The organism is Paenibacillus sp. FSL W8-1187 (assembly GCF_037965485.1).
Classification (GTDB): Bacteria; Bacillota; Bacilli; order Paenibacillales; family Paenibacillaceae; genus Paenibacillus_O; species Paenibacillus_O pasadenensis.
On record NZ_CP150181.1, the window covers coordinates 3952066 to 3965963 of the forward strand.

Genomic DNA, 13898 nt, shown 5'->3' on the forward strand with positions numbered 1-13898 from the left:
CGCAAGCTTACGAACAAGAGAGGAATGAACCCCATGTGCGGATTCACCGGATGGATCGATTGGACGCGCGACCTGACCTTGCATAGCGAGGATTTGGAACGGATGACCGCTACCCTTGCACTGCGGGGACCGGACGCTTCCGGCACCTGGATCTCGGGCTCCTGCGCCCTCGGACACCGCAGGCTGTCGGTCATGGACCCGGAAAACGGCGCTCAGCCGATGATCCGCAGCCAGGACGGCCAGAAATTCGTCATCGTCTACAACGGCGAGCTGTACAACGCGCCGGAGCTGAAGCGCGAGCTGGAGGGCCGCGGACGCCGCTTCACGACGACCTGCGATACGGAAGTGCTGCTCACCGCTTATATGGAATGGGGACCGGCTGCCGTCGAGAAATTCAACGGCATCTTTGCCTTCGCCATCTGGGACGATCAGGAGCAGAAGCTGTTTCTCGCGCGCGACCGCGTCGGCGTGAAGCCGCTGTTCGTCAGCCATGCGGGCGGACAGTTCGTCTTCGGCTCGGAGCCGAAGGCGCTGCTCGCCCATCCCGCCGTCTCGTCCGATGTCGGCGCCCAGGGCATCGCCGAGCTGTTCATCGTCGGCCCGGCCCGTACGCCCGGCGTCGGCGTGTACAAGGACCTGACCGAGCTGCTGCCCGGCAAATGCATGACCGTCGACCGCGGCGGCGCGCGCGTGCACACGTACTGGGAGCTGCGCAGCCGGGAGCATGAGCACGGCGTCGAGGAGACGGCCGCCCATGTCGGCGAGCTGCTGCGCGACACGGTCGAGCGCCAGCTCGCCTCCGACGTGCCGGTCGGCACGCTGCTCTCCGGCGGCCTCGATTCCAGCGCCCTGACCGCGCTGGCGGTCGACTTCTACGGCCGCAGCGGAGCCGGCTCGCTCGATACGTTCTCGGTCGACTATGTCGACAACGACAAGTTTTTCAAGTCGCATGCGTTCCAGCCGAACGCGGACGCGCCGTGGATCGAAAAGATGGTGAGCCGTCTCGGCACGGCGCATCACGACATCAAGTTCGATACGCCCGAGCTCGTGGCCGCGCTCGACGACGCGCTGACGGCGCGCGACCTGCCGGGCATGGCCGATGTCGACGCCTCGCTGCTGCTGTTTTGCCGGGAGATCAAGAAGGGCGTCACCGTCGCGATCTCGGGCGAGGCGGCCGACGAGGTTTTCGGCGGCTATCCTTGGTTCCATCGCGAGGAGTCGCTCAACGCCGGCACGTTCCCGTGGGCGCTCGCCTCGCCGATGCGGGCGGAGCTGCTGTCGCCGGAGATGCAGGAATGGACGCGGCCGCTCGAGTACATCGGCGACCGCTACAGCGAGGCCGTCGCCGCCGTGCCGCATCTGAGCGGAGAGAACGAGCTGCAGCGCAAGATGCGCACGATGAGCTATCTCAACATCACGCGCTTCATGCCGACGCTGCTTGACCGCAAGGACCGGATGAGCATGGCGGCCGGGCTCGAGGTGCGGGTGCCTTTCTGCGATCATCGGCTGATCGAGTACGTCTTCAACATCCCGTGGGCGATCAAGACCGCAGGGGATCGCGAGAAGGGCATCCTGCGCCAGTCGCTGCGCGGCGCGCTGCCGGACGACGTGCTGTTCCGCAAGAAGAGCCCGTATCCGAAGACGCATAACCCGAACTATTTGAACGCCGTCCGCTCCAAGCTGATGGAGGTGCTGGACGATCCGTCCTCGCCGATCCTGCCGCTCATCAACGCCAAGAAGGTGCGCGAGATCGCCGAGTCCGACGCCGCCAGCTCCAATATCCCGTGGTTCGGCCAGCTGATGAGCGGACCGCAGCTGTTCGCCTACTTGTACCAGGTCAACCGCTGGCTGACGCAGTACGGCGTGCGGGTCGTCTGACCGGCAGTCCGAGACCGAATCCGTAACCGGAAAACGCTTCGCGGAGCGGGAACCGAGACCGGAAGACGCTTCGCGGACGGGGACTCGTTCCGATCTCCCTGGAGCCCAGATTCCTTTGATTCTATTCTTCCGAAACGGAAGGAATCCGGCCTCCAAGGGAACCGCTGCCGCTTCTCCACGAGCCCCCGTCCACTTCGCTCCCCCGGTTTCTCATCCCTGCCGCTTCGCTCGCCATCTGCAACTCGATTTCGCGGCTGACCGATCGTTCCCCGATTGGTCAGCTGCTCTTTTTTGCGCAGCTTGTCCGGAAGAACCTCCTCACACCCAACCAAGTCGATTCCTTTGACTTGCGGAACCAACCTCGCTCCCCTCCGACCGCCTCCCAACAGTTTTTTTCCGCACAGCTCCCGACGGTTCGGCACCCGCTTGCCCGAGTTAATCGGTTTTCCGCGCAGCTCCACCATTCGGGCCACGTTTGAACCGAGCTGCTCGGTTTTTCCGCGTAACTCCCCTGTTCGGGCCACGTTTGAACCGAGTTACTCGGTTTTTCCGCGCAGCTCCGCCGTCGGGGCCCACATCTGAACCGAGCTGCTCGGGTTTTCCGCGTAACTCCACCATTCGGGCCACGTTTGAACCGAGTTACTCGGGTTTTCCGCGTAACTCCGCCGTCGGGGCCCACATCTGAACCGAGCTGCTCGGGTTTTCCGCGTAACTCCGCCGTCCGGGCCCACGTTTGAATCGAGCTGCTCGGGTTTTCCGCGCAGCTCCGCCAATGGGTCACTCGTTCGAGACGAGCTACTTAGTTGCAAAGCCAAAAGGCGTTTCCTCCCTCGGCCGGACCGAGGAAGGAAACGCCTTTTTTGAGGGATGTGGCGAGCCGCCTGCGAACCGGCTGGCTCCGCCAGCGCAGAACGTTCGAGCTGTGGCGGGACCGCCCCTCGCGGCGACGCTGCGGCGGGACGCCTCTCGCGGCGGCGTCGCTGCGGCGGGACGCCTCTCGCGGCGGCAACGCTGCGGCGGGACGCTTCTCGCGGCGGCGGCGCGGCCGCAAGGACCGCGCCGTCCAGGCAGCTGAAGCTGCGCGGCATCGCTACAGCCGGATGCCTGAGCGCTCCAGCTCGGCGAGCAGGCGGCGCAGCGCCTCGCCGCGATGGCTGACGCGCTGCTTCTCCTCGACGCTCAGCTCGGCGGCGGAGCGGCCGAGCTCAGGCAGCCAGAGCAGCGGATCGTAGCCGAAGCCCCCGCTGCCGCGCGGAGCGTCCAGCACGAAGCCTTCCATCGCGCCCTCGCTCTCGATGTAGCCGTCCCGCTCCGGCACGTACAGCGCCAGCGCGCAGACGAAGCGGCCTGCGCTGAGCAGCCGGCCGCCGTCCGGCGGCGCGGCGGCGCGGCTGGACGCGTCCGCTCCGGCCGCCTCCAGCTCGCGCAGCAGCTTGGCGTTGTTGCGCGCATCCGTCGCGCCCGGCCCGGAGTAGCGGGCGGAGTAGACGCCCGGCGCTCCACCGAGCGCGTCGACGCATAGCCCGGAGTCGTCGGCGAGCACCGGCGCGCCGAGCAGGCGGCCGATCGTGCCGGCCTTGATGCGGGCGTTGGCGGCGAACGTGTCGCCGTCCTCTACCGGCTCGGGCAGCTCGGGGTAGTCCTTCAGGCTGCGCACGGACAAGCCGAGCCCGGCGAAGGCATGGGCGAATTCCTTCACCTTGCCGGCGTTGCCGGTGGCGACGACGATATAGCCCCCGCTCATGCTCGGCCCGTCCCGATGCGCGCGCCTGCGGCTCCAAGCGCCATCTGCTGAATCTCGATCAGCTCGCGGATTCCCTGCTCGCCGAGCGACAGCAGGCGGTCCAGCTCCTCGCGCGAGAACGGCTCCTCCTCGCCGGTGCCCTGCAGCTCCACGAACGAGCCTGCGCCCGTCATGACGAGATTCATGTCCACCTTGGCGCGGGAATCCTCCTCATAGTGCAGGTCCAGGCGCGGCTCGCCGCCGATGATGCCGACGCTCGTCGAGGCGAGGTAATCCGTAAGGGGATAGACGGCGAACGGCGAGCGCGCGTCGATTTTGGCGACCGCCAGCGCCAGCGCGACGAAGCTCCCGGTGATCGACGTCGTGCGCGTCCCTCCGTCCGCCTGCAGCACGTCGCAGTCGAGCGTGATCGTCCGCTCGCCGAGCGCCTGCAGGTTGACGACCGAGCGCAGCGCGCGCCCGATCAGCCGCTGGATCTCCATCGTGCGGCCGTTCACCTTGCCCCGCTGCGACTCGCGCTGGCTGCGCGTATGGGTCGCGCGCGGCAGCATGGAATACTCCGCCGTCACCCAGCCCTTGCCCTGTCCTTTCATAAAAGGCGGGACCCGCTCCTCGACCGAGGCGGTGCACAGCACCTTCGTGTCTCCGGCCTCGATCAGCACCGAGCCCTCCGCATATTTGTTCACGCCGACCGCGATCGCGACCGGCCTCAGCTGGCTCGGCTTGCGTCCATCCGATCTCATTCTGACTGAACTCCTCCTTCATTCGCATCCGTGCAAGTAGCCCCCATTGTAGCAGACGCGCCCGCGAAAATCATCCCGCCGCCTGCGGGCCTTCCCCATCCCGTCATGAGCCGGACGCGGAAAAGCCCGCTCCGGGCGGCCTGAGCCGGACGGAAGCGGGCTATCGCTGCGGCAAGGGTTTCCTGCCGGAATCGTTGGGCTAGGACTTGAAGGCGTTCAGCTGCTCCGGCCGGCTGACCGGCTCCGTGTACGACGTGTCGAGCTCATCCTTGAAGTCGGAGGCGCCGTTCAGCTTGATCTGCACCTGGTCGACGCCGGCGTTGTCGGTCAGCGACAGCACGACCGCGCGCATCATCTCGGCCGGAGCGACATCGCCTTTTTTGTACGCCTCGTCCTTCAGGTCGAGCGTGATCGTATCCTTGTTCTGCGTAATCTTGTCGACGCTCACGTCCTGCAGCCAGACGGGCAGCAGCCGGCTTTCCTCCAGCGGGCCTTCGGTGAGCTGGTCGAGCGCTGCCGTCAGCTTGTCGGTCGTCCGGGGAACGAGACGGGTGACCGGCACGAAGTAAGGATCGCCAAGCTCGGTCTTGCTGGAGAAATAAAGCGTCACCGGCGTGGACAAGCTGTAGTCGACTCCGCTGTCGGCCTCCAGATTGATGCCGATCGCGCGGGTGAGGGCGCGGTCGAGCGGATATTGGCCGACCGGCATTTCCTGCAGCCGCTCGCCTTCCTCCCACAGCTCCACGCCTTGAATGCCGTCCAGGCCCGTCAGCGTATACGTGATCGCCTCGAGCATCGTGCGCTCGTCCTGCTCGTTGTAGTCGCTGAACTGCTTGGAGAACTCGACCGTGGCGAGCTTCGTCTTTTCGTTGACCTGAACGTTCAGCACCTGCGTGCCTTGGGGAAGCACGCCGCTGAAGCCTTCAGGCAGCAGCTTCGAATAAGCGCCACCGTCCACGAGCAGCTCGAGCGCCTGCGCCTCGGCCGTCAGCTTGCTGTCCAGCTTGGCCTGAATCGTGACGGGAGCGAGATAGCCCTCGGCGTCCTTGAGGTAGACGGTCAGGCCGGATGCCTCGCCCTGCGCCGACACCTCGGCCGAGCCTGTCGCCGCCGCGGACGTCTGGCCGTCCGCGCCTGTAATGGCCGATCCGGTCTCGCCTTGCGGCGGATCGACGGCCTTGCTGTCCGACGGCGAGAACCAGCCGCAGCCGGCCACCATGACCGGCAGCGTCAGAGCTCCCGTCAACGCCGCCTTGCGAATCCATCTGTAGCGCTGCTGTTCCATGTTCCTGTATCCTCCCTTGGTTACCGGCCGCGTTTGCGCCGCCTGGTGGTACTAGCCCGTTTGTAGTACTATTTGTATGGGTTGTACCATCCTTTTAGACCAAGCTTGTTCCCAAAACCGTCCAAGGGGGTTTCCAGCATGTCCAAACCTGCCGCTTATGCCCTCAACAGCAAGGCTGTCGCCGAGGCGACAGCCGAATGGCTCGCCAAGCGAGGCGTGACAAAAGCCGAGATCGCCGAGCTGACCTTCTTCCTGCAGAAGGATTATTATCCGGACCTGTCTCTGGCGGAATGCGAAGAGAACATCGAGGCGGTCCTTTCCAAACGGGAAGTCCAAAATGCGATCCTGACCGGCATCCAGCTCGACCTGCTTGCCGAGGAAGGCCGGCTGCTGCCGCCGCTGCAGGAAATGATTCGCAACGACGAGGGGCTGTACGGCTGCGACGAAATTCTTGCCCTGTCCATCGTCAATGTCTATGGAAGCATCGGCCTGACGAACTTCGGCTATGTCGACAAGCTGAAGCCCGGCATCCTCGTCCGTCTCAACGACAAGCATGACGGCCAGATCCATACGTTCCTCGACGACATCGTCGGCGCGATCGCGGCAGCCGCCGCAAGCCGCATCGCCCACCGCAAGCAGGCCGAGCGCGAGGAAGCCCGCGGCGAGCGCCAGGACGACGTGCCTCTGCCCTAGGGCATGTTTGCAAACCTGCTCAAGGGCATCTATCACCGCCTTTTTGCCCCCTGCTTCATTCGGGGGATGCAAACACGCCCTAGGCCGGGAGCAGCACCGGCGCGGGAGCCGTCCGCCGGCCCGACCGACCCGATCGCCAAAAAGCGTCCCGCCCCGTGCGAACGGGGAAGGACGCTTTTTTTGACGCGTCTGCTCGTGAACCGGCCGGCGCCGAGCCAGCCCGGCAAGCCAGGCTAGAATGAAGCGAGCTCCTCCATCTCGACGACGAGCTGCCCGCCCTCGACGACGATGACGGTCATGCCCGTCCTGGAGCCGGACTCATGCTCCTCGCCGGCCTCCCAATAAGCGGCCTGGCCCGCCTTTACGGAAATCCGCTTGCCGTCCGCTCCGCTCACCCAGCCTTCCCCGTCGATCAGCAGGAACAGCTGGCTCGCCTCCGCGACATGCCTGCCGACGATGCCGTTCGCCTCGATCCGCACGCTGCTCAGCTGAATCCGCCCGTCATGACGGGTAATGCCGGAGAACATGACGCCCTGGCTCGAAAAGGCATCGATCGGCCACTCCCGGCCCGGCAACTGGTAGATCTTCATCCGCTCGACTCCTCTCGCTTCTTCTTTTGCCGGTCACGATCCTGCTGTCCGCCGCCGAAACGGCAATTTGCGGCGCCCTGCCTGCTGCTGCCCGCTGCTATCCGATGCCGTTCTCGCGAGCCACCCCGCGATAGCGGATCGCCCCGTCCGCGCGGAAGCGAGCCTCCGCCCGCCCGTCCCGCTCGAGGTAGGCGAGATGGGCCAGCGTCTCGCTGAGCGCGAAGCGCAGGTTATGGATGTTGCGCCGCAGATGGACGCCGAACTCCAGCTCGCACAGCTCGAACGCGCTGGCCTCCCCCCGCTCCGCAAGCAATCCGAGCAGATGCTCCAGCCGGCGCGCATGATGCTCGGCGATCTCGCGAGCCCGCTTGCCCGCGTCCGCGAACAGCTCGCGGTGGCCGGGATAGACGCGCTCGGTCGGCAGCTCCGCCAGCTCAGCCAGGCTCGCCAGATAGGAGCGCAGCGGATCGGGATCGACGCCGTCGCCCGGCAGCAGGCTGATGTTGGGCGTGATGCGCGCCAGCACCTGATCGCCCGCGATCAGCTCGCGCCGGCCGGGCTCGTACAGGCATACCGCGCCGGGAGCATGGCCCGGAGCGTCGATCAGCCTCCAGCTGCGGCCCCCGAGCCCGACGCTCTCTCCCGGCTCGAGATAGGACGGCTGCGGCTGCGGCTCGACCCGCTCGCGGAACGAATCCAGATGCGGTCCGAGAAGCGCGAGCAGCTCGTCCGGCATGCCGTGGCTGCGGAACCACGCTTCCAGCTCGCGCGGGAAGCGGCTGTCCGTTCCCCACATGCGGACCGCGTACCGATGCGCCTGCCGCGTCATCCAGACGGGACAGCCATGCTCCTGCTGCATCCATCCCGACAGGCCGTAATGGTCGGGATGCTGGTGGGTCAGCAGCACGCGGCGGATGTCTCCGCGCGCGATGCCGGCCCGCTGCTGCAGCTCGCGCCACATCGTCCGCGCATCCTCCGTATTGAGGCCGGGGTCGATGACCGTCCAGCCGCCGTCCGGCTCGGGGACGAGGTAGGCGTTGACGAAGCGCAGCGAGTACGGCAGCGGCACAGGTACCCGCAGCCAGCCCCCGCCAAGCGGCTCCGCCTGAAGCGGATCGCGTCCGGCTCCCATGCCCGGCCTGCCGGCGTCGCTCGCATCTCCCGGCGGCCGGCCGGAGGCGTCCACCGCTCCCGACGGCCGGACGGCTCCGGCTTCCGGCGCTTCGCCGTGCTGCCGGCGCTCCGTCATGGCCTCCGTCCGAACAGGACGAGGCGCTTCGAGCGCTCGGGCTCATAGGGCTCGCCGTCATACCCGCCGCCAGTCGCCTCGAGCACGAGACCCGCTTCCGCCAGCGCCGAGCGGAACCACGGCTCGCCGAGCAGGCGCACGCTTTCCGTGTAGCGCCGCGGCTCGCCGCCTGCGGCATCCGTCAGCTCGATCTTCTTGACGACGCGCCCATGCTCGATGCAGCGGCGCTCGACGATGACGGTGCCGGTCTCCTCGTCCACCCGCCTCGACTCCGGCACGAGCGTGCTCTTCACCTGCTCGGCATTGAGGAAGTCGATGACGAACCGCCCTCCGGGCCTGAGAATCCGCCTCATCTCGCGCAGCACCTGCAGATGCTCCCGGTCCTCCTCGAAATAGCCGAACGAGGTGAACAGATTGACGGCCGCGTCGAACTGTCCGTCCTCGAACGGCATCCGGCGCATGTCTCCCTCGAACCAGGACACGGCCTCGCTGCCGGGCTGCGAACGCGCCTCCCGCAGCAGCGCCTGCGACAGGTCGAGGCCGCTCACCTCATAGCCGAGCCGGCTGAGCGCCAGCGAATGCCGGCCCATGCCGCAGCCGATATCGGCGATCCGAGCTCCGGGCCTCAGCTCCAGCCGCGCGGCCAGCCGTCCAACCTCCCGCTCCGCCTGCTCCCAGTCGCGATGCCGGTATGCGATCTTGTAATCCTCGCCAAAACTGCGCACGAACCATTCCGACAAGCCAGTCCACTCCTTCTTCAAGGACCCGCTTCCAGGCCCCTCTCTATCGTCCTGTTATTGTACTCCAACAGCGGCCGATCCGGCAAAGCTTGGCATAGACTGCCCGCCAGAGCGACATACTACGGCTGAACTGGAAGGGAGAGGAAGGACATGCTGCAGGCGATCCGCGAACGGTTCGCGAGCGCGACGGACGTCAAGACCCATCGGATCACGAACAGCCGCTTCATCGCGGAGGTCGCCTTCATCGCCACCCTTGTCGACGAGAGCAAGGTCAGCGACATGGTGCTCGTTCCTTTCGCCAAGGAAGAGGTGCCCTTCGACGAGCTGCTGCGCCGCAATCCGAATTTCCAGCCGCTGGACGATCCGGCCCGCTGGACCGATTCGCTGCTGCGCGGCTTCGTGCTCGTCAAGCTGAACTCGGCCATCTACAAGATGGACGCGGCCCGCATCATCCGCAATTCCACGCCGGAAACGACGGTCGAGAGCACGATCGAAGGCCCGCAGATCGCCCTCAGCGAGGACTTGATGGATTCGATCAACATGATCCGCAGCCGCTACGCCAGTCCCGACCTGCTGGAGGAGGAATTCACGGTCGGCTCGCTGTCCAAGACGCGCGTCGTCATGCTCTACGACCAGGTCCGCGTCGATCCGGCCGTGCTCGAGATCGTGCGGCTGAAGCTGCGCAGCATCCAGACCGACGTGCTCAGCGCGTCCGGGCAGCTCGCCAAGTTCATGAACGACAACCGGAAGCGGCTGTTTCCCGTCGAGATGGTCACCGAGCGCAGCGACCGGCTGTCCGTCGGGCTCAGCAAGGGCAAGATCATCGTCATGATGCAGGGAAGCATGTTCGCGCTGCTGCTACCGATCGTCTTCACCGACCTGATGAGCGCCACGGAGGACCGCTACGAGTCGTTCTGGACGTCCCTGCTGCTGCTGTCGCTGCGCTTCATCGCGCTGCTCATGACGACGACGCTGCCGGCGCTTTACATCGCGGTCATCTCCTACAATCCGGAGCTGTTCCGGGCGCAGCTCGCGTTCTCGATCGCCGGCAGCCGCGCTTCCGTGCCTTATCCGTCCTTCATCGAGGTGTTCATCATGCTGTTCATGATCGAAATGCTCGTCGAAGCGAGCGTGCGGCTGCCCAAATACATCGGCTCGACGGCGACGACCGTCGGCGGCCTCATCCTCGGCCAGGCCGCCCAGCAGGCCGGACTGGTCAGCAGCATCATGATCATCGTCACCTCCGTGATGGCGATCTCGAACTTCGTCATCCCCGTCTACTCGCTGTCGCTCTCGGTGCGCTTCATCAAATATCCGCTCATCGCGCTCGCGATCTTTTTCGGCCTGCCGGGCGTCGCGGGCGGCGTATTCGCCGGATTGATCTACCTGTGCAGCCAGCGCAGCTTCGGCAAGCCCTATTTCCGTCTGCGGCTCCCGATCGACTGGAGGCATGCGGACATCGGCGAGGTGAAAGCGGAGTGAACCGCTATTTTTATTACAGCTTCATCATGGTGGCGATGCTCAACCTGATGCTGTACGTCCCGTCGGTGCTCCTCGAGGAACGGATGACCGGCGCCGTATCCTCGCTGCTCGTGGCGATCGGGCTCGGCACGCTCACCGCCTATGCCGTCACGAGCGCGATGGCCCGCTATCCCGGGCTCGGCGTCCCGGAGATCCTCCGCCTCTACCTGCCGGAATGGATCGTGAAGACGCTGCTCTCGCTGTTCGCGTTCGTCTTCTTTTTCGCCTCCAGCTTCGCGCTCGTCGGCTATACGCTGCTCCTGAACCGCGTGCTGACGCCCGATCTGCCGGCGTGGAACCTGCTGCTCGTGCTCGGCCTGATCTGCATCTACGGGTCGACCCGCTCGTCGATGACGCTGCTGTTCCTGATGGAGATGACGATGGTGCTGACGATCCCGGTCATCCTGTTCATCCTGTTCAAAGGCATCCGCAGCCCCGACGTCGCCTGGAACGCCATCTATACGATCGCCCAGTACGTCACGGTGCGGCCGACGCTGACGAGCGTCGCCGCCGGCACGTTCATCTTCACCGGCTACATCAATCTGGCGATCTTCAACCGCCTCAATCCGCCGAACTTCCGGCTGAAGGGCCGCTGGCTCATTCCGCTGCTCGGCAGCGGCATCCTGCTGACGACGTTTTTCCTCCCGATCGGCTATCACGGCACGATGGCGGTCGACCGCTACATGTACGTCTGGACGCAGACCGCCGACTCGATGACGATGAGCTTCGGCTTCATCGAGCGCGTGCTGTTCCTGTTCCTGCTCGTCTATCTTGCGCTCACGCTGCTCTATACGAGCATCGGCTGGCATCAGGCGATCGAGTTCATCCATAGCCTGCGCAAGGACCGCAAGTTCGAGGTCGACTCCACGGAGACGCCGGCCTCGTCCTGGTGGATCGGCAGCATCTTTTTCGCGCTCAGCGTCGCCAGCATGTTTTTCCTGGATGAAAAGCTGACGCTCGCCGTGGCCGAGATCTGGCTGACCTTCCGCATGTTCATCGAGCAGGGAGCGGCGGCCCTGCTGTTCCTGCTGAGCTTCAAGCGTCCGCCGGACGCCGCGAAGGAGGCCGCCCATGATTCGGCTTGACGCGCCGCGCCGGCCTTCTCTGCCGCTGCGCGCCTTCTCGCGCCGGCTCGCGGCGCTGCTGCTCGCCGCCGCTCTGCTCCTGCAGGCGACGGGCTGCGGGTTCATCGACATCGACAAGCGCTTTTTCGTCGTCGCGCTTTCCGTCGACAAGTCCGGCAACGACAAAAAGCCGTACCGCATCACGATCCGGCTGTCGATCCCGAACTCCAAGACCGAGCCCGGCATGGAAAAGTCGCAGATCGAAACGATCGACGCCAAGGAAATATCCGAAGGACTGCGCATCCTCAAGTCCCGCGTGGACAAGGAAATCGACCTCGGGCATTGCAAGGTGCTGCTCCTCGGCGAGCAGCTGGCTCGCGACGACATCTCCGACGCGGTCGAATGGATGATGCGCCGGCGCGACATCCAGTCGTCCGCGTTCGTCGCCGTCGGCCAGCCGGACGGCCGCCGCATCCTCGAGCAGATGCCGCTCTCCGAGCGCTATTCCGGCAATACGCTGTTCCTCACCTTCGGCGGCGACGCCACCAAGTCCTCGTTCATCCGGCCGATCAAGCTGTTCGATCTGTTCCGGCGCATCAACGAGCATGGGATGGACCCGTATCTGCCTATCGTGTCGCTGACGAAAAACGGCTATGAGGTCGACCGGCTCGCCCTGCTCGACAAGACGCGCATCCGAGCCGTGCTCGGCCCCGATGAGACCCAGCTGTTCAACCAGCTCGACCAGCAGTACATCAACTCCACGATCAAGACGTCCTTTGAGGATCGTACGGTCATGCTGGCCGTCATGGACTTGACCGTGCGCGAGAAGATCAGGCGCGCCGGCGCCGGCCAGGGAACGCTCGACCTGAGCATCCATGCGGGCGGCACGCTTGAGGAAGGCCCGAACGACATCCTGCACCGGCATGCCGCCGTCGTCGAAGCGAGCTTCGAGCGCGATCTCGCGGCAAAAACGGAGGCTCTGCTCCGCAAAATCCAGCGCAGCGGCGTCGATCCGCTGCAGTTCGGCCTGCGCTTTCGGGCGACCCATAGGAGCAAGCAGGCGTTCGAGGAGTGGCAGGAGATGTACCCGACGCTGAAATTCCAGGTCCGGACCGACGTGGACATCCAAGGCGCCGGACGGATCAAATAAAAGAAGCCTGTCCGCCTAGAGGCGGACAGGCTTCAGCTTGTCTCCTTGCGCCAGCTCGCGCAGCGTGCCCGAGCCGGTGGCGAACATCGCCGTCCGCAGCTCGAACTCGATCTGCTCCATGCGGGCGGCGATATTCCGCGCGGCATCGCTGCCGGAGGCCGCGTCCGGCAGCAGCAGCCGGCCGAACCCGGCCAGATCGGCGCCGAGCGCGATCGCCTTGGCCGCGTCGACGCCGCTGCGGAGGCCGCCGGAGGCGATCAGCGTCGCTTGCGGCAGCCGCAAGCGGATCGCCGGCACGCATTCGGCCGTCGGAATGCCCCAGTCGGCGAACGCGTCCGCCGCTTCCGCATGCAGGCGGCTGCGAGCGCGATGCTTCTCGACCTGGCTCCACGACGTTCCGCCGGCGCCGGCGCAGTCGATGAACGCCGCTCCGGCATCGGCGAGCCGCTCCGCCGTCGCGGCCGATAGCCCCCAGCCGACTTCCTTGACGCCGACCGGAACGCCGCTGCTGCGGCATACCGTCTCGATCAGCCGCAGCAGCCCCCGGAAGTTCGTGTCTCCTTCCGGCTGGAACACCTCCTGCAGCGCATTGAGATGCAGCACGAGCGCATCCGCCTCGGCCATCTCCACCAGCCGCCGGCAGGCGTCCGCATCGAGCCCGTAGTTGAGCTGGACCGCGCCGACGTTGGCGATGATCGGCACGTCCGGAGCGTCGCGGCGGATCTCGAACGAGGCCGCGAGCTCCGGCTTCTCCCACGCCGCCCGCATCGAGCCGAGCCCGATCGCCCAGCCCCTCGCCTGGGCCGCTTCCGCCAAGCCGCGGTTGATGCGTCCCGCCTCGTCCGTCCCGCCCGTCATCGAGCTGACGAGCAGGGGCGCCTTGAGCTTGCGGCCGAGCCAGCTGGCGGAGAGGTCCACCTCCTGCCAGTCCAGCTCCGGCAGCGCCTCATGCTCGAAGCGGTAGCGGTCGAAGCCTGCTCCGCCGGACGACCGGCTCTCCACCTGCTCCTCGAGGCAGATCCGGATATGCTCGGCCTTGCGCGAGCCCGTATCCTCGCCTCCGGGCTGGCGATACGGTTCCGTCATCGCGTTCCCCATCCTTCCTTGTTCGGCCTGCGGCGCCGTCCTGCGCCGGCCTTTCGTGTCCCCATCATACCCGCTCAAGTGCCGCAGGGGCAAATGGCGCTTCTCTCGGCATCGACTTGATTGCATTGTTCAATTTTATGTACATTTCAATCAAA

The 13898-nt window shown here is 65.8% G+C and carries 12 protein-coding genes; 5 read left to right on the forward strand and 7 right to left on the reverse strand.

Annotated elements, in window-relative coordinates; translation table 11 throughout:
- The first annotated feature begins 33 nt into the window (after positions 1-33).
- A complete protein-coding gene (gene asnB / locus NYE40_RS17095) occupies positions 34-1878 on the forward strand; it encodes an asparagine synthase (glutamine-hydrolyzing) (protein ID WP_028597474.1) in 1845 nt (614 codons plus the stop codon).
- Positions 1879-2968: 1090 nt separating this feature from the next.
- Here the strand turns inward: asnB and rdgB are convergent.
- From rdgB to NYE40_RS17110, 3 genes are all read right to left on the reverse strand, one after another.
- Complete coding sequence (gene rdgB, locus NYE40_RS17100; RefSeq protein ID WP_028599065.1) at positions 2969-3622, reverse strand: RdgB/HAM1 family non-canonical purine NTP pyrophosphatase; 654 nt, start codon at positions 3620-3622, stop codon at positions 2969-2971.
- Positions 3619-4365, reverse strand: coding sequence for a ribonuclease PH (gene rph, locus NYE40_RS17105; protein WP_028599066.1), 747 nt, complete (start codon positions 4363-4365; stop codon positions 3619-3621). The genes rdgB and rph overlap by 4 nt, the downstream gene beginning before the upstream one ends.
- 199 nt (positions 4366-4564) lie before the next feature.
- Positions 4565-5650 carry a GerMN domain-containing protein gene (locus tag NYE40_RS17110; protein WP_028599067.1) on the reverse strand — a complete coding sequence of 362 codons (1086 nt, stop codon included), beginning with the start codon at positions 5648-5650 and terminating at the stop codon, positions 4565-4567.
- Positions 5651-5788: 138 nt separating this feature from the next.
- Between NYE40_RS17110 and NYE40_RS17115 the strand changes: the two genes are divergently transcribed.
- Positions 5789-6343, forward strand: a complete 555-nt coding sequence (locus NYE40_RS17115; protein ID WP_028599068.1) for a phosphatidylglycerophosphatase A — start codon at positions 5789-5791, stop codon at positions 6341-6343.
- A 233-nt stretch (positions 6344-6576) separates the two neighbouring features.
- Here the strand turns inward: NYE40_RS17115 and NYE40_RS17120 are convergent, their stop codons facing one another.
- The 3 genes from NYE40_RS17120 to NYE40_RS17130 form a co-directional block, all read right to left on the reverse strand.
- Positions 6577-6933 (reverse strand): cupin domain-containing protein, encoded by a 357-nt coding sequence (locus tag NYE40_RS17120; RefSeq protein WP_028599069.1) that lies wholly within the window; start codon positions 6931-6933, stop codon positions 6577-6579.
- Between the two features lie 97 nt (positions 6934-7030).
- Positions 7031-8182, reverse strand: a complete 1152-nt coding sequence (locus tag NYE40_RS17125) for an MBL fold metallo-hydrolase (protein ID WP_240479024.1) — start codon at positions 8180-8182, stop codon at positions 7031-7033.
- Complete coding sequence (locus NYE40_RS17130) at positions 8179-8922, reverse strand: class I SAM-dependent methyltransferase (RefSeq protein WP_028599071.1); 744 nt, start codon at positions 8920-8922, stop codon at positions 8179-8181. The genes NYE40_RS17125 and NYE40_RS17130 overlap by 4 nt, the downstream gene beginning before the upstream one ends.
- Before the next feature lie 150 nt (positions 8923-9072).
- On the opposite strand from NYE40_RS17130, the gene NYE40_RS17135 reads away from it, so the two are divergent.
- The 3 genes from NYE40_RS17135 to NYE40_RS17145 are packed head-to-tail and all read left to right on the forward strand — an operon-like array spanning position 9073 to position 12657.
- Complete coding sequence (locus NYE40_RS17135; RefSeq protein WP_043111394.1) at positions 9073-10404, forward strand: spore germination protein; 1332 nt, start codon at positions 9073-9075, stop codon at positions 10402-10404.
- Entirely contained in the window at positions 10401-11528 is a 1128-nt protein-coding gene (locus NYE40_RS17140) for a GerAB/ArcD/ProY family transporter (RefSeq protein ID WP_028599072.1), read from the forward strand. The genes NYE40_RS17135 and NYE40_RS17140 overlap by 4 nt, the downstream gene beginning before the upstream one ends.
- Positions 11515-12657: a Ger(x)C family spore germination protein gene (locus NYE40_RS17145; protein ID WP_052333278.1), complete on the forward strand. Its 1143-nt coding sequence runs from the start codon at positions 11515-11517 to the stop codon at positions 12655-12657. Before NYE40_RS17140 ends, NYE40_RS17145 begins: the two co-directional genes overlap by 14 nt.
- Positions 12658-12672: 15 nt before the next feature.
- Here NYE40_RS17145 and fni read toward each other — a convergent pair whose 3' ends face one another.
- Complete coding sequence (gene fni / locus NYE40_RS17150) at positions 12673-13743, reverse strand: type 2 isopentenyl-diphosphate Delta-isomerase (RefSeq protein ID WP_028599074.1); 1071 nt, start codon at positions 13741-13743, stop codon at positions 12673-12675.
- Positions 13744-13898: the final 155 nt, after the last annotated feature.

Coding starts and splice junctions, on each gene's coding strand:
- asnB (WP_028597474.1), top strand. CDS start 34: ATGTGCGGATTCACCGGATGGATCGATTGGACGCGCGACCTGACCTTG.
- rdgB (WP_028599065.1), bottom strand. CDS start 3,622: ATGAGCGGGGGCTATATCGTCGTCGCCACCGGCAACGCCGGCAAGGTG.
- rph (WP_028599066.1), bottom strand. CDS start 4,365: ATGAGATCGGATGGACGCAAGCCGAGCCAGCTGAGGCCGGTCGCGATC.
- NYE40_RS17110 (WP_028599067.1), bottom strand. CDS start 5,650: ATGGAACAGCAGCGCTACAGATGGATTCGCAAGGCGGCGTTGACGGGA.
- NYE40_RS17115 (WP_028599068.1), top strand. CDS start 5,789: ATGTCCAAACCTGCCGCTTATGCCCTCAACAGCAAGGCTGTCGCCGAG.
- NYE40_RS17120 (WP_028599069.1), bottom strand. CDS start 6,933: ATGAAGATCTACCAGTTGCCGGGCCGGGAGTGGCCGATCGATGCCTTT.
- NYE40_RS17125 (WP_240479024.1), bottom strand. CDS start 8,182: ATGACGGAGCGCCGGCAGCACGGCGAAGCGCCGGAAGCCGGAGCCGTC.
- NYE40_RS17135 (WP_043111394.1), top strand. CDS start 9,073: ATGCTGCAGGCGATCCGCGAACGGTTCGCGAGCGCGACGGACGTCAAG.
- NYE40_RS17145 (WP_052333278.1), top strand. CDS start 11,515: ATGATTCGGCTTGACGCGCCGCGCCGGCCTTCTCTGCCGCTGCGCGCC.
- fni (WP_028599074.1), bottom strand. CDS start 13,743: ATGACGGAACCGTATCGCCAGCCCGGAGGCGAGGATACGGGCTCGCGC.